This window comes from Martelella lutilitoris (genome assembly GCF_005924265.1).
In the GTDB taxonomy this organism is placed as follows: Bacteria; Pseudomonadota; Alphaproteobacteria; order Rhizobiales; family Rhizobiaceae; genus Martelella; species Martelella lutilitoris.
Genome location: NZ_VCLB01000007.1, coordinates 85,602 through 111,848 on the forward strand (window position 1 = coordinate 85,602; position 26,247 = coordinate 111,848).

21 protein-coding genes and 1 pseudogene are annotated in these 26,247 nt (G+C 58.4%); 14 read left to right on the forward strand and 8 right to left on the reverse strand.

The genetic code is table 11. The features are described 5' to 3' along the window. Positions 1-83: 83 nt before the first annotated feature. From cysD to FF124_RS13405, 7 genes are all read left to right on the forward strand, one after another. Complete coding sequence (gene cysD, locus FF124_RS13375) at positions 84-989, forward strand: sulfate adenylyltransferase subunit CysD (RefSeq protein ID WP_138748995.1); 906 nt, start codon at positions 84-86, stop codon at positions 987-989. Next, a complete protein-coding gene (gene nodQ, locus FF124_RS13380; RefSeq protein WP_138748996.1) occupies positions 989-2,887 on the forward strand; it encodes a bifunctional sulfate adenylyltransferase/adenylyl-sulfate kinase NodQ in 1,899 nt (632 codons plus the stop codon). Before cysD ends, nodQ begins: the two co-directional genes overlap by 1 nt. A 5-nt stretch (positions 2,888-2,892) precedes the next feature. Then, the gene (cysQ, locus tag FF124_RS13385; RefSeq protein WP_138748997.1) at positions 2,893-3,684 is read left to right on the forward strand and encodes a 3'(2'),5'-bisphosphate nucleotidase CysQ; all 792 of its coding nucleotides are present in this window, start codon (positions 2,893-2,895) and stop codon (positions 3,682-3,684) included. 135 nt (positions 3,685-3,819) lie between these two features. After that, on the forward strand, positions 3,820-4,986 hold the full coding sequence (locus FF124_RS13390; RefSeq protein ID WP_138748998.1) for a nucleotide sugar dehydrogenase: 1,167 nt from the start codon (positions 3,820-3,822) through the stop codon (positions 4,984-4,986). 23 nt (positions 4,987-5,009) lie between these two features. Then, on the forward strand, positions 5,010-5,975 hold the full coding sequence (locus tag FF124_RS13395) for an NAD-dependent epimerase/dehydratase family protein (RefSeq protein WP_138748999.1): 966 nt from the start codon (positions 5,010-5,012) through the stop codon (positions 5,973-5,975). Positions 5,976-6,079: 104 nt separating this feature from the next. After that, a complete protein-coding gene (locus FF124_RS13400; protein WP_210237471.1) occupies positions 6,080-7,159 on the forward strand; it encodes a glycosyltransferase in 1,080 nt (359 codons plus the stop codon). Between the two features lie 74 nt (positions 7,160-7,233). After that, positions 7,234-8,070 (forward strand): aldo/keto reductase, encoded by an 837-nt coding sequence (locus tag FF124_RS13405; protein WP_138749001.1) that lies wholly within the window; start codon positions 7,234-7,236, stop codon positions 8,068-8,070. Positions 8,071-8,226: 156 nt separating this feature from the next. Here FF124_RS13405 and FF124_RS20805 read toward each other — a convergent pair whose 3' ends face one another. From FF124_RS20805 to FF124_RS13420, 4 genes are all read right to left on the reverse strand, one after another. Further along, complete coding sequence (locus tag FF124_RS20805) at positions 8,227-9,444, reverse strand: glycosyltransferase family protein (protein ID WP_246072426.1); 1,218 nt, start codon at positions 9,442-9,444, stop codon at positions 8,227-8,229. 17 nt (positions 9,445-9,461) lie between these two features. Then, positions 9,462-11,231 (reverse strand): heparinase II/III family protein, encoded by a 1,770-nt coding sequence (locus tag FF124_RS13410; protein WP_138749002.1) that lies wholly within the window; start codon positions 11,229-11,231, stop codon positions 9,462-9,464. 70 nt (positions 11,232-11,301) lie between these two features. Then, positions 11,302-12,534, reverse strand: a complete 1,233-nt coding sequence (locus FF124_RS13415; RefSeq protein ID WP_138749003.1) for a Gfo/Idh/MocA family protein — start codon at positions 12,532-12,534, stop codon at positions 11,302-11,304. Positions 12,535-12,572: 38 nt separating this feature from the next. After that, positions 12,573-13,034, reverse strand: a complete 462-nt coding sequence (locus tag FF124_RS13420) for a hypothetical protein (protein WP_138749004.1) — start codon at positions 13,032-13,034, stop codon at positions 12,573-12,575. 105 nt (positions 13,035-13,139) lie between these two features. Between FF124_RS13420 and FF124_RS20925 the strand changes: the two are divergent. From FF124_RS20925 to FF124_RS13455, 7 genes and pseudogenes are all read left to right on the forward strand, one after another. After that, positions 13,140-13,340 (forward strand): annotated as a pseudogene (locus tag FF124_RS20925) (transposase); the annotation flags it as partial. Positions 13,341-13,773: 433 nt separating this feature from the next. Continuing rightward, entirely contained in the window at positions 13,774-14,892 is a 1,119-nt protein-coding gene (gene gmd / locus FF124_RS13430) for a GDP-mannose 4,6-dehydratase (protein WP_138749005.1), read from the forward strand. 2 nt (positions 14,893-14,894) lie between these two features. Then, complete coding sequence (gene fcl, locus FF124_RS13435) at positions 14,895-15,824, forward strand: GDP-L-fucose synthase (protein WP_138749006.1); 930 nt, start codon at positions 14,895-14,897, stop codon at positions 15,822-15,824. Positions 15,825-15,953: 129 nt separating this feature from the next. Beyond that, on the forward strand, positions 15,954-17,429 hold the full coding sequence (locus FF124_RS13440; RefSeq protein WP_138749007.1) for a lipopolysaccharide biosynthesis protein: 1,476 nt from the start codon (positions 15,954-15,956) through the stop codon (positions 17,427-17,429). 52 nt (positions 17,430-17,481) lie between these two features. After that, positions 17,482-18,789 carry a hypothetical protein gene (locus FF124_RS13445; protein ID WP_138749008.1) on the forward strand — a complete coding sequence of 436 codons (1,308 nt, stop codon included), beginning with the start codon at positions 17,482-17,484 and terminating at the stop codon, positions 18,787-18,789. Then, positions 18,786-19,928, forward strand: a complete 1,143-nt coding sequence (locus FF124_RS13450; protein ID WP_138749009.1) for a glycosyltransferase — start codon at positions 18,786-18,788, stop codon at positions 19,926-19,928. The genes FF124_RS13445 and FF124_RS13450 overlap by 4 nt, the downstream gene beginning before the upstream one ends. Before the next feature lie 137 nt (positions 19,929-20,065). Next, positions 20,066-21,022 (forward strand): mitochondrial fission ELM1 family protein, encoded by a 957-nt coding sequence (locus FF124_RS13455; RefSeq protein WP_187326935.1) that lies wholly within the window; start codon positions 20,066-20,068, stop codon positions 21,020-21,022. 13 nt (positions 21,023-21,035) lie between these two features. Here the strand turns inward: FF124_RS13455 and FF124_RS13460 are convergent, their stop codons facing one another. The 4 genes from FF124_RS13460 to FF124_RS13475 all read right to left on the reverse strand — a co-directional run bounded on the left by FF124_RS13460 (position 21,036) and on the right by FF124_RS13475 (position 26,191). After that, positions 21,036-21,704, reverse strand: a complete 669-nt coding sequence (locus FF124_RS13460) for a 2OG-Fe(II) oxygenase (RefSeq protein ID WP_138749011.1) — start codon at positions 21,702-21,704, stop codon at positions 21,036-21,038. A gap of 89 nt (positions 21,705-21,793) precedes the next feature. Next, positions 21,794-24,565: an excinuclease ABC subunit UvrB gene (uvrB, locus tag FF124_RS13465; protein WP_138749012.1), complete on the reverse strand. Its 2,772-nt coding sequence runs from the start codon at positions 24,563-24,565 to the stop codon at positions 21,794-21,796. Between the two features lie 175 nt (positions 24,566-24,740). Next, the gene (locus tag FF124_RS13470; protein ID WP_138749013.1) at positions 24,741-25,328 is read right to left on the reverse strand and encodes a hypothetical protein; all 588 of its coding nucleotides are present in this window, start codon (positions 25,326-25,328) and stop codon (positions 24,741-24,743) included. Next, positions 25,325-26,191, reverse strand: coding sequence for a hypothetical protein (locus FF124_RS13475; protein WP_138749014.1), 867 nt, complete (start codon positions 26,189-26,191; stop codon positions 25,325-25,327). Before FF124_RS13475 ends, FF124_RS13470 begins: the two co-directional genes overlap by 4 nt. Between the last annotated feature and the right edge of the window lie 56 nt (positions 26,192-26,247).

Here is a 26,247-nt window from a genome sequence, read left to right on the forward strand (position 1 = left end):
TGCAGTGTATTTTGTTGATTTAAGAGTTTTTGCATATTTCTAAAGGTCTATCCCTAAGACGGTTTTGAATTTCAATTTCAGGAATAGAAATGTCCCTTACGCATCTGCAACGGTTGGAAGCAGAATCCATCCATATTTTCCGTGAAGTCGCTGCGACATTCTCTCGTCCGGTCATGCTTTATTCGATCGGCAAGGACTCGTCGGTGATGATGCATCTGGCGATGAAGGCCTTTTACCCGGCCAAGCCGCCGTTTCCTTTCCTTCATGTCGACACGACCTGGAAGTTCCGGGCGATGTATGATTTTCGCGCGAAGATGGCCAAGGATCTCGGGATCGATCTCCTCGTGCATGTCAATCCGGAGGGCGTGGAAGGCAAGATCAATCCGTTCGATCATGGTTCGAATACCCATACCCATATCTGGAAGACGGTCGGTCTGCGTCAGGCGCTCGACAAATATGGCTTTGATGCGGCTTTCGGCGGTGCCCGGCGCGACGAGGAGAAATCCCGCGCCAAGGAACGCATCTTCTCCTTCCGCAATGCCCAGCATGCCTGGGACCCTAAGAGCCAGCGTCCGGAAATGTGGAAGACCTACAATACCCGCGTCGGCAAGGGCGAATCGATCCGCGTCTTCCCGCTGTCGAACTGGACCGAGCTCGACATCTGGCAGTACATCATGAAGGAGAATATCCCGATCGTGCCGCTCTATTTTGCGGCGAAACGGCCGGTCGTCGAAAGAGACGGCGCGCTGATCATGGTCGATGACGAGCGCATGCCCATCGGACCGGACGAGAAGGTCGAGGAGAAGATGGTGCGCTTCCGCACGCTCGGATGCTATCCGCTGACCGGCGCGGTTGAATCCGAAGCCGATGACCTTCAGGGGATCGTCCGCGAGATGCTGACGGCGCGCACGTCCGAGCGCCAGGGACGCATGATCGACAAGGATGAAGCCGGGTCGATGGAGAAGAAGAAGCGCGAGGGGTATTTCTGATGAACGAGTTGACCGATTTTTCCGGCGACATGATCGAATACCTCGCCGAGCAGGAAAAGAAATCGCTTCTGCGCTTCCTGACGTGCGGGTCCGTTGACGACGGCAAGTCGACGCTGATCGGACGCCTGCTTTACGACACCAAGCTGATTTTCGAAGACCAGCTCGCCTCGCTCGAGAGCGACAGCGCCAAGCATGGCACCACGGGCGCGGACATCGACTTCGCGCTTCTGGTCGACGGGCTTGAATCCGAGCGCGAACAGGGCATCACGATCGATGTGGCCTATCGCTTCTTCGCCACAGCCCGGCGCAAGTTCATCGTCGCGGACACGCCCGGCCACGAAGAATATACCCGCAACATGGCCACCGGCGCTTCGACCGCGGATCTTGCGATCGTGCTGGTCGACAGCCGCCAGGGCATTCTGCGCCAGACGCGCCGTCACTCCTACATCGCCTCTCTGCTTGGCATCCGCCACATCGTGGTCGCGATCAACAAGATCGACCTGATGGACTATTCGCAGGAGGTGTATGACAAGATCGTCGCCGACTATCTGGAATTTGCCAAGGATCTCGGCTTCGAGACGATTGTCCCGATCCCGATGTCCGCCCGCTACGGCGACAACGTCACCATGCCGTCGCAGAACATGCCCTGGTATCAGGGTCCGGTATTGCTGGACCATCTCGAAACCGTTCCGGTCGAATCCGACCTGATCGAGAAGCCGTTCCGCATGCCGGTCCAGCTCGTCACCCGTCCCAACCTGAACTTCCGCGGTTTCTCCGGTGAAATCGCCTCGGGCCAGGTCGCGGTCGGCGATACGGTCACCGTGGCCAAATCGGGTCAGGCCTCGAAGGTCCGGCAGATCTCGACCATGGATGGGGATCTCGAGCGCGCGGAAGCGGGGCAGGCCGTCACGCTGGTGCTCGATGACGAGATCGAGGTTTCGCGCGGGAACATCCTGGTTGCGCCGGAAGAGCGCCCGAATGTGGCCGACCAGTTCCAGGCCAAGATGATCTGGTTCGATGCCGACGCGATGATTCCGGGGCGCTCCTACATCCTGCGCACCGAGGCGGACTCGACGCCCGCAACGGTGACGGCGCTGAAATACCACGTCAACGTGAACACGTTCGCGCATGAAGCGGCCAAGGCCCTGCACATGAACGAGGTGGGCGTCTGCAACATCTCGACCCAGGCCCCGATCGTCTTCGATGCCTACAAGGACAACCGCACGACGGGCAATTTCGTCATTATCGACCGGCTCTCCAACAAGACCGTTGGGGCCGGCATGATCGACTTCGCGTTGCGCCGCGCGCAGAACGTCCACTGGCAGGCCGTCGAGGTCAACAAGCAGGCGCATGCCGAGCTCAAGGCGCAGAAACCCGCCGTCCTCTGGTTCACCGGACTTTCCGGCTCCGGTAAGTCGACGGTCGCCAATGCACTGGAGAAGATCCTGCACGCCAAGGGCAAGCACACCTACATGCTTGACGGCGACAACATCCGCCACGGTCTCAACCGTGACTTGGGCTTTACCGCCGAAGACCGCGTGGAAAACATCCGCCGCGTCGCCGAGGTCGCGCGGTTGATGGCCGACGCCGGCCTGATCGTGCTGGTCTCCTTCATTTCGCCCTTCCGCTCCGAGCGACGGCTGGCGCGCGAGTTGATGGATGAGGACGAGTTTGTCGAGATCTTCGTCGATACGCCTCTGGAAGTGTGCGCCGAGCGCGATCCCAAGGGCCTTTACAAGAAGGCGCAGGCCGGCGAGATCGATAACTTCACGGGCATTACCTCGCCGTATGAGACGCCGGAAAACCCCGAGATCCATCTGCACACCGTCGGCCACGAGCCGTTCGAGCTGGCGGGCCGGATCGAGGAATATCTGTCGAAGCTCGAGCGGAAGGACTGAGGGCAATGGCAGGCATGGACCAGGTCTTTCTGGACGCCGCGCTCGAGGCCGGCAGGGCGATCATGAATGTCTACGAGAACGGCATTGATGTTTCCTACAAGGACGATGCCTCTCCGGTGACGATTGCCGATGAAAAGGCCGAGGAGATTATCCTCGGCCATCTCGAAGGGGCTTTTCCGGATATTCCGGTGGTTGCCGAGGAATCGGTCGCCGCCGGCCGGGTGCCCGATATTGCCGGAAAATCATTCTTCCTTGTCGATCCGCTCGACGGGACGAAGGAGTTCATCAACAAGCGCGAGGACTTCACCGTCAATATCGCGCTGATCGAGAATGGCGTTCCGGTTTCCGGCATCGTCTATGCGCCTGCCAAGGGTGTCGCCTACCGCACGGTCGCGGACGGGGCTGAAAAGCTCGTGATCGCGGACGACGCGGTCACGGCGGCGGCGCCGATCAGGGTGCGCGAAAAAGGCAGCGAACTGGTCGCCGTAGCCAGCCGCTCGCACAACAGCCCGGAAACCGAAGCCTTCATGAAGGAGATCGGGGTCTCCGATTTCACCTCGGTGGGGTCCTCCCTGAAATTCTGTATCGTCGCCGAGGGGCTGGCCGATGTCTATCCGCGTTTCGGCCGGACGATGGAGTGGGATACAGCCGCTGGCGACGCGGTTCTGCGTGCGGCCGGCGGCATCACGGTTGGCCTGGACAACGCCAGCCTGCCTTATGGAAAGACAAACCAGGATTCCGACAGCGATTTCGCAAATCCGTTCTTTGTCGGCTGGGGTAGCTCGCGGGCCGGCTAGGCGTTCATCAGCCGGCGCGTTTTTTGATTTTTCCTTCCCATTCCGGGAAGGCTTGAGTTTTGATGCCGGTCCCGGATCGGGTTCGTATTTTCTATTACGCTGCAATATAACATTTTGAGCTAAAGAGATTTGACTATGAAAATCGTAGTGTCCGGTATCGGCTATGTGGGTCTCTCGAATGCCGCTTTGCTTGCCCAGAAGCATCAGGTCGTGGCCGTTGATCTGGATCCGGGGCGGGTGGCTGCCGTAAACGAGCGGCGATGCCCGATCATAGACCATGACATCGAGGATTTCTTCAAGAACAGGCAACTCGATCTCGTCGCCACCACGGACGGCGTTTCCGCCTACCGGGATGCCGATTTCGTGATCGTGGCGACGCCGACGAATTACGACCCCGGCAATGATCATTTCGACACGTCTTCGGTGATCAGCGTCATCAAGTCTGTCATCGAGGTCAACCGTCAGGCGACGATCGTCATCAAATCGACGGTTCCGGTGGGTTTCGTCAATCGGGTTCGTGCGGACCTCGCCACGGACCAGGTCATCTTTTCGCCGGAATTCCTGCGGGAAGGGCGCGCGCTCTACGACAACCTCCACCCTTCGCGGATCATTGTCGGCGAGCATTCGGACCGTGCGCGGACATTCGCCGATCTGCTTAAGGAGGGGGCGGTCACCAAGGACGTGCCGGTCCTTTTCACCAATCCGTCGGAAGCCGAAGCGATAAAGCTGTTCGCCAATACGTACCTTGCCATGCGTGTCGCGTTTTTCAACGAACTGGACAGCTATGCGATGGCCCATGACATGAATACGCGACAGATCATCGAGGGGGTCGGGCTCGATCCGCGCATCGGCAGCCACTACAACAACCCGTCCTTCGGCTACGGGGGCTATTGCCTGCCGAAGGACACCAAGCAGCTTCTTGCGAATTACTCCGAGGTGCCTCAGAACCTTATCAAGGCCATTGTCGACGCGAACCGCACCCGCAAGGACTTCATCGCCGAGCGGATCCTTTCCCGCAAGCCGAATGTCGTCGGCATCTACAGGCTCGTGATGAAGACCGGTTCCGACAATTTTCGTCAGTCCTCGATCCAGGGCATCATGAAAAGGATAAAGGCCAAAGGCATCGACGTTGTCGTCTACGAGCCATCCCTGCTCGACGACAGTTTCTTCAACTCGAAGGTCGTGAGGGATATCGATGAATTCAAGTCGATCTCCGATGTCATCGTCGCCAACCGGCTGAAGGATGAGATCTACGATGTTCGTGACAAGGTCTTCACGAGAGACATCTTCAACAGTGATTGATACGAGGCGTCCGGAGAGCCGAAATGAATAAGAAAAACGTGTTGGTATTTGGTGGTTCTGGCTTCATTGGCTCCCATCTCATAAGGGCCCTTTCAGAGCAGGCAGACTCCAATATCTATAGCGTGGATATCCGGCAACCCAAGGTCAAGACAGAGGGCGTGACCTACATCACCGGCGATGTACGCGACCTGTCCGGCTTTGAATTCGACCAGGATGCGGATGTCATCTACAATTTTGCCGCCGTGCACACCACGCCGGGGCACGAAACCCACGAATATTACGAGACCAATATCCGAGGCGCGACGGAAGTAACGGCATTCGCCCGGCGAAAGAACTGCCGGACGATCGTCTTCACGAGTTCTATTTCCGTCTACGGACCCAGTGAAGAGGCAAAGACGGAGGAATCCGCGCCGGCGCCTGAATCGGCCTATGGCTGGTCGAAATGGCTGTCCGAAGGCATTCATCGGGCCTGGCTCGAGGAGAATGAACAGCACCGTCTGGTGATCGTCAGGCCGGCCGTCATTTTCGGTCATCGGGAGGGCGGCAATTTCACGCGCCTTGCGAAGCTGCTGAAGAAAGGCTTCTTTGTCTATCCGGGCAGGAAAGACACGATCAAGGCGTGCTATTACGTCGAGGACCTTTTGTCCTCGGTCAACTATGCGCTCTCCCTCAACGAACGCTATGTTCTCTTCAACGGCTGCTACCCGGAGCGCTACACGCTTGAACAAATCGTAGAGACCTTCAAGACTGTGGAGTTCCACGATGCGCGGACTTTCCTTCTGCCGCGCTTCGTTGTCAGCATGGTAGCGATGGGTTTGAAGCCTTTCTCCACAATGGGGCTCGGCGTTCATCCCGACAGGGTGACGAAACTCGTCCGCTCGACCGATATCATTCCCGGCTGGCTCGAAGCGCAGGGGCAGGCCAAGCCGGACATGCTGGCTTCGGCTCTTAAGCGGTGGAAGTCGGATTCGCGCGGTTCATTTGAGTAAATATACGATTATCGATCTTCTTTTTTTTCGGACAGGTTTCATAAGGATTTACATCAGTGATTGTTGCCATCCTTTCAATCTTGCTTTTGGTATGCATATTCCTCGTGGTTTATCCTTATGCGATCTATCCGCTCATCCTGCGGCGCCTGCCTTCACGCGCGATCTTGCGGGAAGAGGGAAACAACCTGTCTGCGACCCTGGTATTCTGCGCCTATAACGAAGCGCAGGTTATCGGCGAGAAGATCGCCAACATCGAGAAGCTGAAGGAACGCCATCCGGATCTGGAGGTTCTCGCCTTTGACGACGGGTCGTCCGATTCGACCTTCGAGCAGCTCGATGCGCGCAAGGACCTGTTGACGGTTGTTCGCGGCGGCGGGCGGAACGGCAAGGCGCACGGCATGAAAAGGCTCGCTGCGATGGCGACCGGCGACATCATGATCTTCACCGACGCCAACGTGTTGCTGAAGGAAGATGCCATCGACAGGCTGATGGCCTGGTATGCCGATCCGGACGTGGGCGGCATTTGTGGATCTCTGCATTATCTCGGCGGTACGGATTCGACCACGGCCAACGTCGGATCGCTGTACTGGCGGCTCGAGGAGTATCTGAAAAAGGAGGAGTCGCGCACCGGCAACGTGATGGGCGGAGACGGCTCCATCTTTTCGTTGCGCCGGGCGCTTTATCCAAGCTTTCCGGATACGGTTCTGGATGACCTCACCGTATCCATGGCCGCGGTCTTCAGCGGCAAGAGGCTGATCAAGGTGGAAGACGTTATCGCCTACGAACGCCTGGTGGCCCTGCGAAGCGAGGAATATGCCCGGAAGGTCCGCATCGCCGCCCGTGCGTATCACACCCATCTGTTCCTTTCTCCGCAACTGAAGAAAATGCGGCGCCTGGACATGTTCAAATATGCATCGCGGAAAATGGTTCGCTGGTTCGGCGGGTTCTTCCTGCTGCTGGGCGTGGCGATCGCCGCCGTTCTGGCTGCAATGATTTCCTGGTACCTGTTCCTTGCCGGCGTTGTCGTCCTTGGCGCGTTCGTGGTTCTGGGGCTGAAGGCCCAGCATGGCCCCGTGGCCTCGCTGATGGAGATCATTCTGGCATTGCTCGCGACATTGCAGGGCGTTTTTCGCGCCATGCGCGGCAAGACATTCGCCGTCTGGAATCCCGCCAAATCGCGGTAGCCGGCCTTTGTTTCGCCGTAAAGCGGACATGGCGCGCATCGCATCGACAGGCAAGAAAGAGGAGAGAGCACGACATGGTCACGATTATTCCTGATGACGCACTGCGGCTCGGCCTTGGATGCAGCAGGCTCGGCTCGGTGAACGGCAGCACGGGCGATGAAGCGCGGGCCTTGTTGCGTGCCGCGCTCGATGAGGGCGTGCGTTTCTTCGACACGTCAAACATCTATGCCCAGGGCGACAGCGAGCGTTATCTCGGAGAAGTTCTCGGTGACCGGACAGATTGCGTGATCTGTTCCAAGGGCGGAAAATACCTGTCGCTGACGAAGCGGGCCCTGGTGCCGTTCAAGGGGATGCTGCGCAAGGTGGCGCGGCGCTCCGGCAGCGCCCGCGAAGGCGTCGCGCGCATCCGTTCGAACCCGATGCCCACGCGCTGGGACGGCCCGTTCCTGACATCCAGCCTCGAACAAAGCCTGCGACGCCTGAGGCGCGAACGGCTCGACATCTACATGCTGCACAGTCCGTCTGCCGAGGTTCTGAAGGCAGGCGAGGCGATGCAGGCGCTTGAGAAGGCGCGCGATGCCGGCAAGACCCGGTGGATCGGCGCGTCGGTCGATGATCCGGACGCCATGATGGCCGCCCTCGCGGATCCGCGCGTCGAGGTGCTGCAGGTGCCGCTCCATCCCGGCGACGCCAGCTTCGATGCGGCGATGCTGCGCGCAGCGGAACAGGGCGTCGCGATTGTGGCGCGCGAGGTTTTGGGCGGACCGAAGGCGATCTCCGGCAGCGTTTCCGTCGCCGCGTTCGCGGCCGAACGCATTCCCGAAATGGTCGCCCGCAGCGATGTGGCCGTCACCCTCGTCGGCACGACGAAAACGGAACATTTGCGTGCAGCCGCCAGCTACGCGCGCTAGCCCGAAAATCGGAATCGATTTTCCGAAAGCACGATGCGCCGATTCAATAGATTAGAGCGTCCTTTGTGCGTCCGAATCTACGCACAGCGCTGCAGAGCATCGGGGAGTTCCTCAGCATCGCCCGATGCTCTGGCGCAGCTTCAAGGTCCGGTCGGCTCAGGACAAAGTCTTCAGCAGATCCCGCGCGCGCTGTTCCCAGGAAAACCTCTGGGCGCAATCTTCGAAGGCGGTCTGTTGCAACGCGTCGAGGCGTTCCGTGTCGTCGATCGTCTCGCAGATGAGGTCGCTCAGGGACGCGAGGTCTGGCGCGCTGAGATAGCCTTCGCCGCGCGCCGTCGGCAGCCCGCTGATTGCTTCGTCGAGGCCGATGATCGGCAGGCGCTGGAAGATGTGTGACAGCAGGCGCAGCTTGAACCCGCCGCCCACGGTATCGGCAATGATGCCGGCGCGCGCGGATGCGATCAGCGCGCCCAGGTCATCGACGAAACCCAACGCGCGGGCCTGGGGATAGTCCGCCTTCAGCGTCGCGCTGAGCGCTTCGTCCATGTCGCCGACGATGACGATTTCGACGCCGGCTTCCGTGAGCGGGCGATAGCCGACCTTCATCCAGTCCAGCAATATCTGCCGTTTCTGCTGCGCCCTGCGACCGCCGAGGAGAAGTACGCGGCGCGGCACCGCGGAATCGATGCGGCGCTCTTCCGCCACCGGCCCGTCATATCCCGGCGTCAGAAGAAAGTAGTTTTGCCGCGGCGCTATTTTGCGGAATGCCGACGCATCATTCTCGTTGATCACGGTCACGAGATCGCTTCGCTTCAGCAATCTCTCTTCCTGGCGGCGGACCTTGTTCAGGTCGAGGGCGGCCGCGAAACGTGCAACAGGGCTGAGACCGTAGGCTCCGTATTTCGAACGCCGGACTTCATACTCCTGCTCGTGCGACAGGTAGACGAGGCGCACGGCGGGGCGGGATCTGCGATAGGCCTCGAGCTTCGGCAGGGCATGCGCCGTGCCGATATTGTCGAGAATGATGACGTCCCAGTCTTTCGTCAGCAGGGAGTCCAGCTCGGCATGCCATTGAGGCGTCGCGCCCTTCCATGCGATCAGCGGCCAGCGCGAGAGGACCGATTTGGCCCGACCTTCGCGTTGCGGGCCAGCCACGTGCCAGTCGACGCCTTTGACCGCGCGCCGCGCGGCGCCGCTTTCCGCGCACAGCACCGTCAACGGCGCGACGCCCGCTATCGCTTCGATCACGCCGCGCGAATAGACGGCGTCGCCGGCAACGGCCGGCGGGTAGGGCAGGACCTTCGACAGAAAGAGAATTCTGGGCGGGTTGAGCGGAGGCGCTTCGTGCTCCTCGGTCTGTGCGTATGATGTCATATCGGATGTGACCTGGTTCATGAGGCGGGAACGGATGCGCTTTCGGTTGAGGCGGCGACATTGATCTGGTGCGTGATGCGCCATGACAGGTCTGCGCCGCCCGGTGTCTCTTCGGGTTCGAGAACCAGAATATGGGCATCGCTGCTCTTGAGATAGCGAAACGCCCATTGCCCGGTCGACAGATCCGCGATCCTGCCGCGCAGAACTTCAAGGCGCACGCGAACATCCTCGCGGAGAAAGACGACCTCCCGCTGACCGCGACCGCTCACCTCCCACTCGTGCGGTATGGTCAGCCGCACGCGCGGGTCTGTGCACACCCCTTGCCAGCGATCCGCGGCGGCGAGCCCATTCGGAATGAGCTGCAGTTCGCGCCGGAGCTTAAGGCCGTCAGGAAGCTGGAGCTCTCCCGCCACCGCGCGTCCGTCTGTCGCTTCGGCCTCGACCAGCCGCGCCTCGGCCAGCCGCCCGACGCGGAAGCAGCCGTAATAACTGACCGGTTCCAGTCCCTTGCAGCTTGGCCCGTTATGGCTTTGCGCCGAGCGTTCGTACATCCGACGCGGACCGGTGGAGTATTGATACGTCCCCGGATCCGTAACAAAGCGAAGGCCCGCCACATCGATTTCGGCGGAGAGGAAATCGGCATGGCCGTGTCCCGGGTTCCATCGCGGTCCGATCGGTCCGGCGTCAAGAAGAGCGAAGATGCCGCCGTCAGCCAGTCTCGCATATCCTGCCTGGGGCAGAAGTTCCCTGGCATCGAAGCGCGCCGGTTCGATGACGCTGTGGGCGGGCGGCACTTCGCCGAACCACGAATCGTTGAACAGCGCGATCTCGCCGTCGGGATGGGTCATGAACGACCACGCCCGTTTGGCGCGCTCGAGACGTTCGGCGGCAAGCCCGCGGGTCTTCTCGGACAGAAAGGGTGTTTGCGAGAAGACCTGCAGGGCCATCACGGAAAGCCCCTGATACATGGCGGACCGTTCGGCGAGGAGACCGTCGGGGAGAATGCAGGCGCGGATGATGCCGGCAACGTCGCGATCAAGCCTCCGCTTCAGCCCGAACGGCACGTCTGCGGCATGGGTGTAGTAGAAGCAGAGCGCCGCAAGATTGCGCTCGACGTGGTTGTTCTTGAGCTCATGCTCGATGTTCTCTTCCACGAAAGCGACGTTCCAGCGCAGGAACTGCTCGATGTCGCCGCAAAGCGCCGCGGGCAAGGCATCCTGCCGCCGGGCGATGAGATAACCGCTGAGCAGGGCGAGGATCCGGTGTGACACGCTGTAGGGAAACCAGTAGGACGAAAAACAGCCCGGACGGTCGAAGCGCGCCTGGGCGCGATATCCGGCGAGCATTTCGGCGACGGCTTCGTGGTGAAGGGTCTCTCCGTCGATCAGCATCGGGCAGATGAACCCCATATGGGCGAGCTTCATGCGCCAAAGATGAAAATCGTTCTCGGCCGCCACGGTGTGGTGCCAGTCGATGGTGGCTGGCCCGCCGAAATCGACGTCCTGCCCGAAAAAGGAAAAACGACCCCGGGCGGCATCGTCGATATGGTTGCGGTACTCCTCCCTGTAGAACGCGGCCACGGCCTGGGCCATCGAGGCGGCCGGTGATTGCTCGCTCAGACTGCCGGGCGCAAGCGGCGGCACGCCGGCTGCCCGACGGTCGATCCTGCGGGCGTAGTGCTCGGGCCTGCGTGGCGCCAGCTTGTTGCGGGCGAGCCGTTTCAGGTGGTAGCCGACCATCCGGGGCGACAGGCGGGAAACGGCCTGAAAGGTCGAAAGGCTGATCATTGGCCAGTCCTTTTCAAGGTGGTGGAAGTAGGGGCTGACAGCTTCCGCCGCATTTCTGCCGGCTTCCAGATCACGGTCGGATTGAGCCCGGAATGGATCCGATCGGTTCGAAACTTGTCGTGGGCTTGACCGCCACGCCGTCCGGCCCGGCGCCTTGTATGAGCAGGGTCAGCTCGTTGAGGTGCAGAAGAAAGTCCGGCGAAAGGAACTGTTTCTCGTCGGCCTCGATCTCCCGGGCCATTTCCGCCACGCCAACGAGCTTGTCCTGAGCATAAACCTCGCGCCGGCGTACGAATTCGATCAGCCGCTGGCGCAGCGACGAGCGCATCTGCTGGTCCTTTTCAACGGCTGCAGACTTCCAGTTCTTCACCAGTTTCTGGCGCCTGCCGCCGATGCCGAAGAGCTTTCCGAGAAGGGGGTGCGCCCGCAGCGTATGCAGCTTCCGCGCGCTCAGACTTCGCTTGGAAAATGTCTCGAGATAGACCGGCGACTGGTAGTGGCGGTAGCTGTCGGCGCTCACCTCGCCGGCATCGCCGATGACACGCATCCTGTGATCGCGCGGCGCGACGACGCTGCAGGTAATGCGCGCGGCGGCGCCATTGGCAAATGAAAGGCTGGCGACGGAGTAGTCGGGGGTTCCCGACAAGCCGGCAACGAGCGGCGATTTGGCGGGAAGCAGTTCGCTTGAAAAGGCGGTCACGGAAACAGCCGGGCCGAGCAGGCCGCATATCCATACGAGGTGATATCCCACATGCTCGAAGGTGCAGCCTTCGTTGATTTCCTCGACCACCGGCCACGGCGCGTCAGTCGCGCTGCGTACCTTCTCGAACTCCATCAGATGGATCGGGTTGTCGTCCAGTTCCGCATAGATCAGCCGCGGCGAGCCGATCCGTCCCTTTTCGACCGCATCGAATATGGTGCGCACGGAATCGCTGAAAATATTGCTCGGCGCCGCGTAAAGCCGGACCCCATGGGCGGTAGCCAGCTCAAACAATTCCCGCGATTGCGCCAGGTCGGTGGTCAGCGGCTTTTCGGAGTAGACATGCTTGCCCCGCATCAGGGCTTTTTTGGAGACTTCGAAATGCGAACCGATATTGGTGAGATTGACGACCGCATCAATGTCAGGGTCGTCAAGCAGGGCTTCGTAGCTGTCATATGTCCTGAAACCGTAATAATCCGATACTTTGCGCATCCGCTCGGACTTGACATCGAAAACGCCCGCAATCTGCAGTTCGGGATGCGCTCGGATGGTCTTCATGTAAATATCGAACACGAATCCACAACCTACGAAAGCAATATTCATGCCCTTGGTCGACTCCACAAAATATGACTGAAATAGTTTTAAAGTAATATTTTTGCACAAATTAAGCGGGCCAAATTGCGGCCCGTTTCCGTGTGCGGATATTGCGGTCCGGCTGCGCGGATGTCAAGCCGAACGCCTGTCCCGGTCGCCGCCGCGCCGATGCGGCGTGCCGGTCCGAAGCGCCGCGCGCTGTCGTCCACAGGTCGTTTCGCCGTATCGGCTGTCCGGGATGGAAAACCGCTCCGGACAGCGGCTATCATCGCCGTTGAAACGGAAGCAAACCGGTTCGGGTGGGACCGTGCAACCGGCGAAGAGGAGGGAACCGCCGTAGTGGCATTGAACAGTTCAGGGTTTGACGGGAAGGGCGTCTGGCTAAAGGGGATTGGCACCTGCATTCCTGCCACAGCGCCGATTCGACCAACAATCCGGTCGGGAAGATCATTGGCTTTGCCGAGCGCCTCGGCTTCGACTATCTGACGATCACGGATCACGACGTCCATGTGGAGGGCGAGCGATGTTCACTGGTCCGCGAACCATCCCGTCACCAGCAACCACTACGGTTTTTCCTTCGATCTTGCCGATTCCATCGAGGTCTGGAACGGGCCGATGTGGCCGAAGAACGCACCCAATGGCGCAATGTCGCCGACCAGATCATGCCGAAGGCGCCGAAACGCGCCGCGCCGATGGATAGTGCCGAACAGGATGTGCTCGCCTACATGACCCTTCCCAAGCAGCACTGTGCAAGGCTTCATTCGACAAATCCGATCGAGCGTCTCAACGGCGCGATCAAGCGCCGCACTGAAGTCCCCCGGATCGGCCTTGCCCGCCTTCTGGGCCGTCGTTTGGCTGGTCGGTCATTTGTTTGCTCCTTTCAGAGGTTTCAAACCTTTGCCCGTCAACTTTATTCGGCAGATCGTCGCAGAGCGTTCATCTAAGGCGTTTCATCGCCGGACTTTTCCGCCGGGCGGCCCTCGGGGCAGGCGCGGCGCGGCGTCCGAAGCGGCAAATTGATTTTACAAACGGCCGGACAACGGCTAGTGTTTCGAAAATATGGGACAAAGACGGTATTCTCAGTAATTTCAAGAGCAATGGTTTCTGGCGGCAAGCCTCGCGTTTTCATACTAAATCCTTTTCGGGAAACACGCCTTTAATCCTGATCGTATTCTTCGGCTATTCCCTGTATCGAGCACGGGGATCCGGATTCGGGTTGAGCGTTCAATATTGGAAATCAATGGTAAAATGAAAAAAGCACTTATCACGGGCATAACGGGACAAGACGGTTCATATCTCACCGAATTTCTGCTTGAAAAAGGCTATGAGGTACACGGCATCAAGCGCCGCGCATCGCTTTTCAACACCCAGCGCGTCGATCACCTTTATGAGGATCCGCATTTCGACCATGCGCGCATGCGGCTGCACTACGGCGATCTGTCGGACACCTCGAACCTGACCCGGCTCATTCGCGACATCGAGCCCGATGAGATCTACAATCTCGGCGCCCAGTCGCATGTCGCCGTTTCGTTCGAGGCGCCGGAATACACCGCCGACGTAGACGGAACCGGCGCGCTGCGGCTGCTGGAGGCCGTTCGCTTCCTCGGGCTGGAGAAGAAGACGCGCTTCTACCAGGCCTCGACCTCGGAGCTCTACGGCCTGGTGCAGGAAATACCGCAGCGCGAGACGACGCCGTTTCATCCCCGCAGCCCCTATGCGGTCGCCAAGCTCTATGCCTACTGGATCACGGTGAACTATCGCGAAGCCTATGGCATGTATGCCTGCAACGGCATTCTGTTCAACCATGAAAGCCCGCGCCGCGGCGAGACCTTCGTCACGCGCAAGATCACCCGCGGCCTGTCGAACATCGCGCTCGGCCTGGAGCCTTGCCTTTACATGGGCAATATCGACAGCCTGCGCGACTGGGGACACGCCAAGGACTATGTCCGCATGCAGTGGATGATGCTGCAGCAGGATGCGCCGGAAGACTTCGTCATCGCCACCGGGGTTCAGTATTCGGTCAGGGAGTTCATCACCTGGGCGGCCTCGGACCTCGGGATCAGCCTTGAATTCTCCGGCGAGGGCGTCGACGAGATCGGCACGGTCTCCCATGTCGAGGGCGACCTCGCGCCGAATGTGAAGGTCGGCGATGTGATCGTCAGGATCGATCCGCGCTATTTCCGCCCCGCCGAGGTGGACACGCTGCTCGGCGATCCGACCAAGGCGAAGGAAAAGCTCGGCTGGGTGCCGGAGATCACGGCCCGCGAGATGTGCCGCGAGATGGTCGCCTCCGATCACAAGGCCGCCCGGCGCTACGCGCTCCTGAAGGCGCACGGGCTGGATCTGCCCGTCAGTCTGGAGGGTTGAGGATGAGCTACGACCTTTCGGGAAAGCGGGTCTGGGTTGCCGGACATCGCGGCATGGTGGGCGGCGCCTTGGTGCGCCGTCTTGAAGGCGAGGGATGCGAGATCGTTACCGCGGGACGCGACGTGGTCGATCTGGTGGACCAGAAGGCAGTGCACGCCTTCATGGCGGAGGCGAAGCTTGATGTGGTCGTGGTCGCCGCCGCCAAGGTCGGCGGGATTCTGGCCAATGACACGCATCCGGTCGATTTCCTCTACGACAATCTGATGATCGAGAGCAACATCATCCACGCGGCCCATGAATCGGACGTGGAGCGGCTGCTGTTCCTCGGCTCGTCCTGCATCTATCCGAAGATGGCCCCGCAGCCGATTCCGGAAGACGCCCTGCTGACCGGGCCGCTGGAGCCGACGAACGAGTGGTATGCGATCGCCAAGATCGCCGGCATCAAGCTGTGCCAGGCCTATCGCAAGCAATATGGCCGCGACTGGATCTCGGCGATGCCGACGAACCTCTACGGGCCGGGCGACAATTACGACCTGCAGTCCTCCCACGTGCTGCCGGCGCTGATCCGCAAGTTCCACGAGGCGAAGCAGGCGGGCGCCGCGGAGGTGGTCGTGTGGGGCACGGGCACGCCGCTGCGCGAATTCCTCCACTGCGACGACCTCGCCGACGCGCTGGTGTTCCTGCTGAAGGAATATTCCGGCTATGACCATGTCAATGTCGGCTCGGGCGCGGAGGTGACGATCCGCGAACTCGCCGAGACGATCGCCGCGGTCGTCGGCTACGAAGCCCGGCTCACCTTCGACAGCACGAAGCCCGACGGCACGCCGCGCAAGCTCATGGACAGCAGCCGGCTGCACGCCATGGGCTGGAACCGCGCCCGCTCGCTGAAGGACGGCGTTGCGGATGCGTATGAGGCTTTTCTGAAAGACTAAAGCCTTTGAGGTTTTATACTTTGTGTAAAACGCTAATCCAATTTTGCCAGCTGACCTGCCCTTCTGTAATTCCTAGGAGGATTTCGATACAAAAATAATTATGAAGTTGCGTTTTCATGGAAAAAAATAATGATTGAAGCTACAGTGGAAAAGGTAAGGCGTAATTTTTTACGATCTTCCTTTATAATTGTTTTATCCTTTTTGGTAACTGCAACGACTAATATTTTACTTATCTCGTGGCTCACTAAAAATGGCGGCTTTAAACTGGTCGGCATCTGGGGCCTCTTGAGCGCAGTAGTCATGTACATTACAATTCTTGATTTCGGTTTTATTAATGCCCTGACTCGAAAAATGGCGATCGATGGTCCTCTAGCCACAATTCCTATAATACGTTGGTTGATTTCAAGGTTTTTGACTGTTGTCACTCCGGTTCTTTTATTGCTGTACCTGTTGTCTTTCGTCATGCATCAGCACAGCGACAAGCTGATTGGATTCGCTTTTGCTTCTTGTGCTGGAGCAATACAGGTACTAGGCGGATGGCTAATAAGTCTAAGGCTCGGATCGCACGAGCAGTTTTGGTTTAACGCCACAGTGATTGCGCGCGTACTTGTGCAAGCTATCGTAATAATATTTTTTTTTCATGCATATTTCGACAATCCATTTGCTTTTCTCGGGTTTTCTTTTTTCGCAGGTTCATTTGTAGAGATACTACTAGACTTAGTTCTGTCCTATAAGTTCTTAAGTGATTGGACCGTATCGAAATCGTCAAAGACGAACTTCAGTGATGTCAGAAGTATGTCGAAAGGATTTGGCGTCGCTCACATATTGCAGAAAGCGCAGGAGCCTACTTGGCGGATGCTATCGGCTTCTTTTGGCGGGACAGCTGCACTCGGCGTTTTCACTGTGGCTATTAGAATTCCATCTGTGATCAACTCCTCGATAGGCCAGGCGCAGAGAGCTCTGTTGCCCGGGCTTGGTCAACTTCAGACGACTAACGATACCAGCGGTATACGAAATTTGATTCGCGACGGCATTCTTGTCCAAATGGTCATAGTGGTACCCGGTTTTATCGTGCTACTTTCACTAAGCCAGTTATTCCTGGACGTTTGGTTGGGAGAAAGTGCGACAAACGAGTTGCTTTATTCGACGCGGCTGATGGCAATTGCCTTCCTGATCCAGTGCCCGGTAATACCCTTCTTTTGGGCGCTTCAAGCTCTTGGTGACGCACGTAAGATAGCCTACACTACAGCGGCTACTTTGTCGTTCGTTTGCATCTTCGGCGCTGCTGCTTTGAAAATAGGTGACGGCTCCGTTGTATGGTATGCAATGGTATTCGTTCTTTCGGGTGTCATTCACGTCGGAATGATCCTATGGTGGAGCGAACGGCGCTGGAATGTTGTTCGGTCAAGCCTGAAGCTTATTGCGTGGACGCGTTTATCTATTTTTCTCGTAGGCGTTGCACTGCTGGCTTGGTACGCTCAGACGATGCGCGTTTCGGGTTTGGCATGGGTTAATCTGATGACCAGCGCAGTCATATTCGGTGTGCCTTATTTGTTCGCGGTGACTTTGATCTACAAGAAAAAGTTACTTGTTAGATCCGTCTGACTATCCGTAGCGCTCAAATGCATAATTCTCTTTTTGGATAGATTTTCAAGTCATGACTGAGTTGATGCATAGCAGAATACGCAATAATGCGGGTTTCAAGGAGCATTCTGATAGCCGCTTGGTTTTTTTCTGTGGTATTTTCGGCGTCTTTGTACTCTCTAGGTTCAGTAATTTTTTATTCTCTACCCCTTTTGGGTATATGGCAGAAGCTCCCATTTTTTTGTGCGCCCTTTACTTCGTGTTTTTTTTCAAAGTAAAGGTTGCCTTTGTAAAAAGGATTTTTTTATTTACAATTTTGTTTTTTATATTTATTTTTCCTTTTTCTTTGATTAGTATTGTAAAGGGGATACCCTTTTTTGGCGTGTATTCTGACGTCAGATCAATGTATATTCTGTTTATATTTACGTATATTTTAAACAAATCTGATAGTGATAGTGTTGAAAAATTCATTTATTTTTCATCTTTTTTTGCGATAGCGGGAACCGCTCTGTATTTATTTGTCGGATCTGTGGGAATTATTCCTAGCTATGCTGAGAGTGCGAGTGTCTCTGGGAAGCAATTTACCCCGGTTTACTATATGTTCCCAATGATATTAATTTCTATGAGATACAGGAATTCCAAATTGGTTTTCTTGTCATTGATTTTATGTTCTTATATGCTTTTGTTTGTGGCATTTAGGCAAGTATTTATTCTCACAGCTGCGGCTACTGTTGCATATTTGTTTGTTTTGACGCGTAGGGTAACGGGTCGAGCTCTTTCTTTGATTTTTTATTTTCTGTTATCACTTGTTTTCTCCCTTGTGCTGATGTTTGGCTTTGCGTCAAAGAAAGGGGTTACAAATATTCTATACGGAATAGCTGATCTAATGGAATCCGCAGGTATACCTTATCACTATCAGTATCAGCTCGTTTTAAAAACCGCTGCTACATTGAACGGGGTGTATAGGAGTGAGGGTGATCGTATTTATTATTATTACGCAAAAAATATTTTTAATTTTGAAAAATTTTGGTGGCCACGAGGGATAGGTCAAAAATACAGTATCGGAGATCCAGATATTTGGGCTGGAAATACATTGGATAATTCATTTATTTTCTTTAATTATCACTTTTCTATTTTTGTAATGTTGATATTGTTGGTAGCTTATGTATCATTCTTTTTTTATAATTTGTTCCGTCAGGAGTTCGTAAACGTACCTGTCTATCTCGCCTGTTTTTCAGCATTTAGTCTCTTCGTTTATTTCAGGGCCTATGTCTTTCTGGACATCTCGATCGCAATCAGTTTCGCCTTTTTCCTGACTGCGGTCGCGATTTCGGGTCGCTCCAGAACCTCGGGCGGCCCTCTGCGTGGATCATTGCGATGAAAACCTTCACCTATTTTGAACCCAAGACCGAGGGGCACAGCGCCATCTGGGCCACCTGGCTGCTCGAGCGGCTGCTGCGCCACGAGGCGGGCATGCCGGTGCGGCTGGCGGCGGGCGCGGCGCTGATCGAGCGTTTGCCGGCGGCCCTCAGGGGCGATCCGGCGCTTTCGATCGATCCGTTGCCGGACGGCGAGATGCGCGCCCTGATGGAGGGAAGCCTTGTCGCACGGGGCCTTGCGCAATGGGGCAAGGCGCGGCGGCTGCTTGCCGAGCGGCCGGGCGTCTGTTTCATTCCGGCCTTCGACCACGCGCTGCTCGGCGCCTGCGTCGACCGGCGGCCCGTCGACGGCATCATCACCGGCATCATCTTCCGTCCGCCGAACCATTTCGGCCTCAGGCCGTCCCTGAAGGGCAGGGTGGATACGGCGCGCCGCCGCGCCATGTATTTCGCCTCCCGGCGCCGCGCCACGCCCTTCCTGTTCACGCTCGACGAGACGGCGGCCCGCGACAGGATGACTGCCGGTCGGCTGCTGTTTTCGCCCGATCCCGCGCCCGACCTCTCGCTGCTGGCGGTGCCTGGCCGCAAGTCCCGCGATGACGGCCGCCGGGGCCTGCTGATCTTCGGCGCGCTCTCCCGCCGCAAGGGCGTGGTGACGCTGCTGCGCGCGATCCGCCATATCGCGCCCGAGAGGCAGCGCGGTCTTGCCCTGCGCTTGGTCGGACGCATCGCCGGGGAGGACAGGGCGGAGATCGAGGCGGCGCTTTCCGAATGCAGGTCCGCAAACCCCGACATGGCGATCGAGCTGGTGGACCGCTTCGTGACCGACGCGGAACTGGCGCAGGAGGTCGTCAATTGCGATGTGGTGCTTGCCCCCTACCAGAACCATGTGGGCTCGTCCGGGGTGCTGTTCTGGGCCGCTGCGGCCGGAAAGCCGGTAATTGCCCAGGAGACCGGCCTGATGGGCTATCAGGCGCGCCTGCACCGGCTCGGCACGACCACCGACACGACCGACCCGCAAGCGCTGGCGCGGGCGATCGAGGGCGAGCCGGCGATTTCGCGCGAGGATGCGCAGGCCTTCGTCGCCGAGCATACGGCGGATAATTTCGCGCGATCCATTTTTGACCGGCTTCTGGCTTGAATTCTGCCCGCGGAGGGCATAACCCGCTGCTGGAACGTCCCGCATGCGCGGCGGACGCGCCTTGACGGCCGTCCGCCCCTCGCGCCACAAGCGGGGAGGGCGTGTGGCCCCGTATCCCGAGACGCAGGGGACAAGCTTTGAAGATCTGGATTTTGACGGACGGGAAGATCGGCGACCGGGTGCAGTGCCTGGGCGTCGTCTCGCGCCTCGGCGCCGAGGCAGAGGAGAAGGTGATCCAGCCCGGCAAGCCCTGGGAATGGTGGATGCCGCATGGGCCGGTCCCGCCGAAGCATCGGCCCGGTCGGCCTGACAGCCCGATTTCGCCGCCTTTTCCCGATGTCGCGATTGCCAGCGGCAGGCGGATGGTGCCCTATCTGAAGGCGGTTAAGAAAGCCTCCGGCGGTAAAACCTTTACGGTGTTTCTGAAGGATCCGCGCATCGGCGCATCGGCGGCGGACCTGATCTGGATGCCGCGCCACGACCGGTTTCGCGCCGAAAATGTGCTGGTGACCGATACCGGTCCGCATCCGCTGACTGAGGAGGCGATTGCCGAAGCGGCAGCCGAGCGCCCGGAGGTCTGGGAAGAATTACCATCCCCCCGTCTCGGGCTCCTCATCGGCAATCCGGTCTCCGGCACGCGCGATGAGAGTGCTGCGCTTGACCATTTCATGGCGCAGATCGATCACGCGAGGAATGAAGTGGGCAGCATTATCGTCACCCAGTCGCGCCGCACGCCGGAAACCGTGATGTCGGCGCTGAGGGATCGGCTTTCCGGTTTTCCGCACTGGATCTGGTCGCCGGACGAGGCCAATCCCTACCGGGCGCTGCTCGGCTTCTGCGACATGCTGGCGGTGACGGGGGATTCCCACAACATGGTCAGCGAAGCGCTTTCCACCGGCAAGCCGGTGTTTCCGCTCGCCCCTTATGCGCTCAACCCGAAGCTGGCGGGTTTTCTCAGTCGCCTTGAGGAGGCCGGGCAGACGCGGCCCTTCGATGGCCCGCTGCGCCCCTACGTTTATGACCGGGTGGATGCGACCGAGGAGATCGCCGCGGCGATCAGGCGCGGCCTCGCGGCGCACGGCCGCAAGGCCTGATCGGCAGGCGGCGTCAGGCCGTGCGGATCGGATCTTCGGGAAAAGCGAGCTGTTCGCGCGCGCGCCATTCCGGCTTCACGTAATTGATGATCAGCGATTTGCGCACGCCCTCGATCGGCCGTTTCTCGAATCCGTGCCAGGTGTTGTCCGCCGGCACGAAGATCATCGCCAGATTGGGACCGAAGGGCGAGCGGCCGATATGTTCTTCCTTGGAGGCGTAGATGTCGGTACCGAGCTTCTCATGCCCCGGCTCGTCGGAAAGATAGACGAGCAGGGTGAAAAGCTTGACGCCGATATCGGTATGCGGCTCCAGCCAGAAACCGTCCGTATCCTGAGCGTATTCGATCCGGAGGTTGGAGCCTTCGAGACTGGTGCCGAAGGTCTTTTCGATAAAACCGGCGACATCCGGGGACTGGAAGGCCGCCGCCACGGCCGCGCAGCTGTCATACTTCGCCTTGTTCTCCTGGTCGAAATAGTGCCGGCTCTTGTTGTGGACCTCGCGCGTGCCGGAAACGCCGCCGAGATCCGGCCGCGGAAAATCAAGGGCCTGAAGGTCGGCAAGCAGAGCCTCGGGAAACAGGTCCTTGACCAGCCAATGCCGATAAGGGGCGGGATTTGCCTCGGCATTCGCAAACGCCGTTTTCACGTGTTCGCCGACATTGCCGTATTTCGCTTCAGTCATTTCCAAAACCATTCTTCGATTGAACTGGCGCAACCGTACATGCATCGCCGATGCCGCACAACTGCCGCGGGGATGAAGCGCGGGCCCGACTACTTGCCGGGTTTTCCGGTCTTGCTCTTGCGCCGGCCGCGCTGTTTCTGCTCGGCGGGATCCTCATAGGAGCCCGCGCCGATCTTGCCGCGCTTGACCGGCTTCGCATCGCCGCCGCGCGGCTTTTCCGTGCGTCCGACCGTCATTTCGTCGAGCGTGTTCTTGCGAAACAGCGGCTTTGCCATGTCGGTGCCCGGGCCCATGTCATCGAGCGACGGTCGGGCAAAATAGGAGGCGCCTTCATCGCCCGACGATTTCGGTGCAGCCTCGGACTGGCGCGATTCCGCTTTCTCCAGCTTGTCGTCCATGCCCTCGAGCTCGGCGGCCTTCAGCCGCTTGATTTCGTCGCGCAGCCGTGCGGCGGTTTCAAAATCGAGATCGGCGGCGGCATCGCGCATCTGTTTTTCCAGCGCCTCCAGATGGGCCTGCAGATTGTTGCCGACAAGGTGTCCATCCTTGGCGAAACCCTTGCCGCCCTTGGCGCCGATATCGGCGCGGACGTGGTCCTTTTCGTAGACCGAATCGAGAATGTCGGAGATCCGGGCCTTGACCGATTCCGGCGTGATGCCGTGCTCTTCATTGTAGGCGAGCTGCTTCTCACGACGACGGCTTGTCTCGTCCATGGCCCGCTGCATCGAGCCGGTGATCTGGTCCGCATAGAGAATGACCTTCCCGTCGACATTGCGGGCCGCGCGGCCGATCGTCTGGATCAGCGAGGTCTCCGAACGGAGAAAACCTTCCTTGTCGGCGTCGAGAATGGCGACGAAACCGCATTCCGGGATATCAAGGCCCTCGCGCAGAAGGTTGATGCCGACCAGAACGTCGAAAGCGCCAAGGCGCAGGTCACGGATGATCTCGATGCGCTCAAGCGTGTCGATATCGGAGTGCATGTAGCGCACGCGGATGCCCTGTTCATGCAGATATTCGGTGAGATCCTCGGCCATGCGCTTGGTCAGCACCGTCACCAGGGTGCGGTAGCCCCTGGCGGAAACGTCGCGGATCTCGCTCAACACGTCGTCGACCTGCGTCTTCGCGGGACGCACCTCGACCGGCGGATCGATCAGCCCGGTCGGACGGATCACCTGTTCGGCGAAAACGCCGCCGGACTGTTCCATCTCCCAGCCGCCGGGCGTGGCCGAAACGGCGATCGTATCGGGGCGCATCGCGTCCCATTCCTCAAAGCGCAGCGGCCGGTTGTCCATGCAGGAGGGCAGGCGGAAGCCGTATTCGGCGAGCGTCGCCTTGCGCCGGAAGTCGCCGCGATACATGCCGCCGATCTGCGGAATGGTGACGTGGCTCTCGTCGATGAAGATGAGCGCGTTGTCGGGAATATACTCGAACAGGGTCGGCGGCGGCTCGCCGGGCCTTCGACCGGTCAGGTAGCGCGAATAGTTCTCGATACCGGGGCAGGACCCGGTCGCCTCCATCATCTCGATATCGAATCGCGTGCGTTGTTCAAGCCGTTGCGCTTCCAGAAGACGTCCAGCCTTTTCAAGCTCTTGAAGGCGTCCCTTCAACTCTTCCTTGATCGATTTTATGGCGGCGTTCAATGTCGGGCGCGGCGTGACATAGTGCGAATTGGCGTAGATTTTCACCGATTGCAGGTCGCCGGTCTTCTGCCCGGTCAGCGGGTCGAATTCTGTGATCTGGTCGATCTCGTCGCCGAACATGGAGATGCGCCAGGCGGCATCCTCAAGGTGGGCGGGGAAGATCTCGATCGTATCGCCGCGCACACGGAATGAACCGCGCTGGAAATCCATGTCGCGGCGCTTGTATTGCTGGGCCACCAGGTCCGCCAGAAGCTGGCGCTGGTCGAGCGTGTCGCCGACGGACATCTGGAAGGTCATCGCCGTATAGGTCTCGACCGAGCCGATACCGTAGATGCAGGAGACGGAAGCAATGATGATGCAGTCATCGCGCTCAAGGATCGCGCGGGTCGCCGCGTGGCGCATCCGGTCGATCTGTTCGTTGATCGAGGATTCCTTCTCGATATAGGTGTCCGAGCGCGGCACATAGGCTTCCGGCTGGTAGTAGTCGTAATAGGAGACGAAATACTCGACGGCATTGTCCGGAAAGAAGTTCTTGAATTCGGAATAGAGCTGCGCGGCAAGCGTCTTGTTCGGCGCCAGAATGACCGCCGGCCGCTGCGTCTCCTCGATCACCTTGGCCATGGTAAAGGTCTTGCCCGAGCCGGTGACGCCGAGCAGAACCTGGCTGCGGTCGCCGTCATTGAGGCCACTGACCAGATCGCGGATTGCCGTCGGCTGGTCGCCGGAGGGCTTGTATTCCGTTTCCATGCGGATCGGGATGCCGCCCTCGGATTTTTCCGGACGGTCCGGGCGGTGCGGCGTCCAGATCTTGCCGTCCTTGAACAGCGGATTGCCGCTTTCGATCAGCTTGGAGAGCGCATCGACCGTCGCGGTCACTGCGCCGGGAGCAAGATTTTTCGCGTCTTCCAGCGAGACATCGACACCTGAAACCGGATTGAGACCGGCGGCGGCGCGCGTCTTCGGGTCGGAAGACGCGCCGATCGAGACGCCGCGCGATGTCCGCCCGGCGGTCGCATCGCCGCTTTCGGCGGCCTTCTTGCGATGCTTGCCGGCGCGGGAAGCGAGCTTGCGCTGTGAGTCGGCTGTCTCGGCCTCGGCTTCGCGCTCGAGATTTTCGAGCCAGTCGCTCATCGAGCCGTCATAACGTTCGCCCTCGAAGGGCGCCTGCGGCGCTTCCTCGAAGCCGGGCTTTTCGGGGAATTTCCTGGGTGTTCTGGCCATGGGGCGAATATGGAGCCACACGCCAGAAAAGAAAAGGGGCGGGCTGGGAAAATCGGAACAAATAAGCAACATTTGACGGATCACCCAGGTGGGGCGAACCGATTTGATCAGACAATCAAGACTCTTCTCGCGTCCGTCAATTCATATGTCGTTGGCATAGTGCTTCTTCGCACCACTATGGGCCAAAATAAAATAGTTTTCGGTCCTCAGGGAACAGAACCATAACGCCGCCGAGAAATCCCTCGCCAAATATGACAATTCCCGTGTTGTCAGTCATAGCTTGGGTGAATTTAGTTCGAAAGCTCAAATATTCTTTATTGCCGCCTCCGTCAGGAAAGCAAGATCTACCAGAAAATATCTGATTTGATATATGCTGCCCCAGCCTTCTATCGCCCGCTATTTCAATGCGGCCTGCAACATCGATGAGAGAGGCGTCGGAAAAGTAAGCGAATTTCCCATCCGGGAACACATAAACACCTATGTTTTCCTCTTTCCTCTTTTTTCGAAGATCTTTTAATGCGCTCTCTGATGCTTTTATTAAATTTCTATCGAAATCGAACTTGATATCGTCAGATATATCGATTTCAGCAGCTGTACACCTGAGAAATTCTCGATGAAAATATACCATTTTTTCGATATTGATGCCCGGCGGAATATTTCTTCTGACTCGAAATTCAAGAACATATGGGTAAAAGAAATAAGATAAAGAAAATACTGATAAAGCAAGAATTATTACTTTTTTCACCTTATCACCACGGTTCATTTAAACGGGATTTTTGTAGGATTCAGTTCTGCTGATTCTCCGCATATGCCATCGATCAGCTCCCCCGTTTCGAATTGCCTGATGACGTCGTCGGAAAAGCGCATCACTCGTTTTGGCACCGGGCGGCCATTCGGCAGTGTCTTGCGCGCTCCCGGACGGAGTATTTCGAGCTGCCCCCTCATACCGGTGAACAGATTCGGCCAGATCGACAACATCTCTTCCTGCTGCCGGCGTGAACGGAACCGGTCGCGCTTTCCCGCGCAGTAGTCTTTCCAGCTGAGACCGGTGACATAAGCTGAGCTTTTCTTCCCGAAACCCGTCGATCTGCGTAAACGGTATCGCCATTCGGCCAGGAAGTCTTGCCAGTTGAAGCCGGTCAGGTCCGTTGGCGCCCTGCTGTAATCCGTAGCGGCTCGGTAGTACGGCCCCTTCCGGACATACCGACCCCGAGCATCCTTGATCAGTTTTCCGTCCCGGTCGCGCGCATAGTGCGCGGAGCAATCGAAAACCGGCGTCCCGACAGCCGTAATCCTCAGAATGACGGTTCCCGTCCGCCGTCCCTCCTCCACGTCTTCGGGGAGACTCTTGGGCGGCAACGGCCAGCACGCCTCTCCCAACTCATGATCAATAAAGCCGATCTGAAATCCCTTGTAGCAGAACAGAAAGCTGCCACAGTCCTCTCGTCCGCCACCGCCATATCTGTGCATCGAAATACTTGGATCCTCGGTGAGGACCGAAATCTGCAGCCCGATCGTCGGCTCGCGTTTCACCAGCCAGTATTTCAGGCCGTCCCGTGTTTCGAGCCAGGGCTCGCCTTCGGGAGGGAAAAGACGTTTTTCATAAGAGATTTCAATATTCTGCATGTAATTGAGGCGCCAGGTTGCAAAGGTCAGCGCGATGAACAGACGATCACACGATA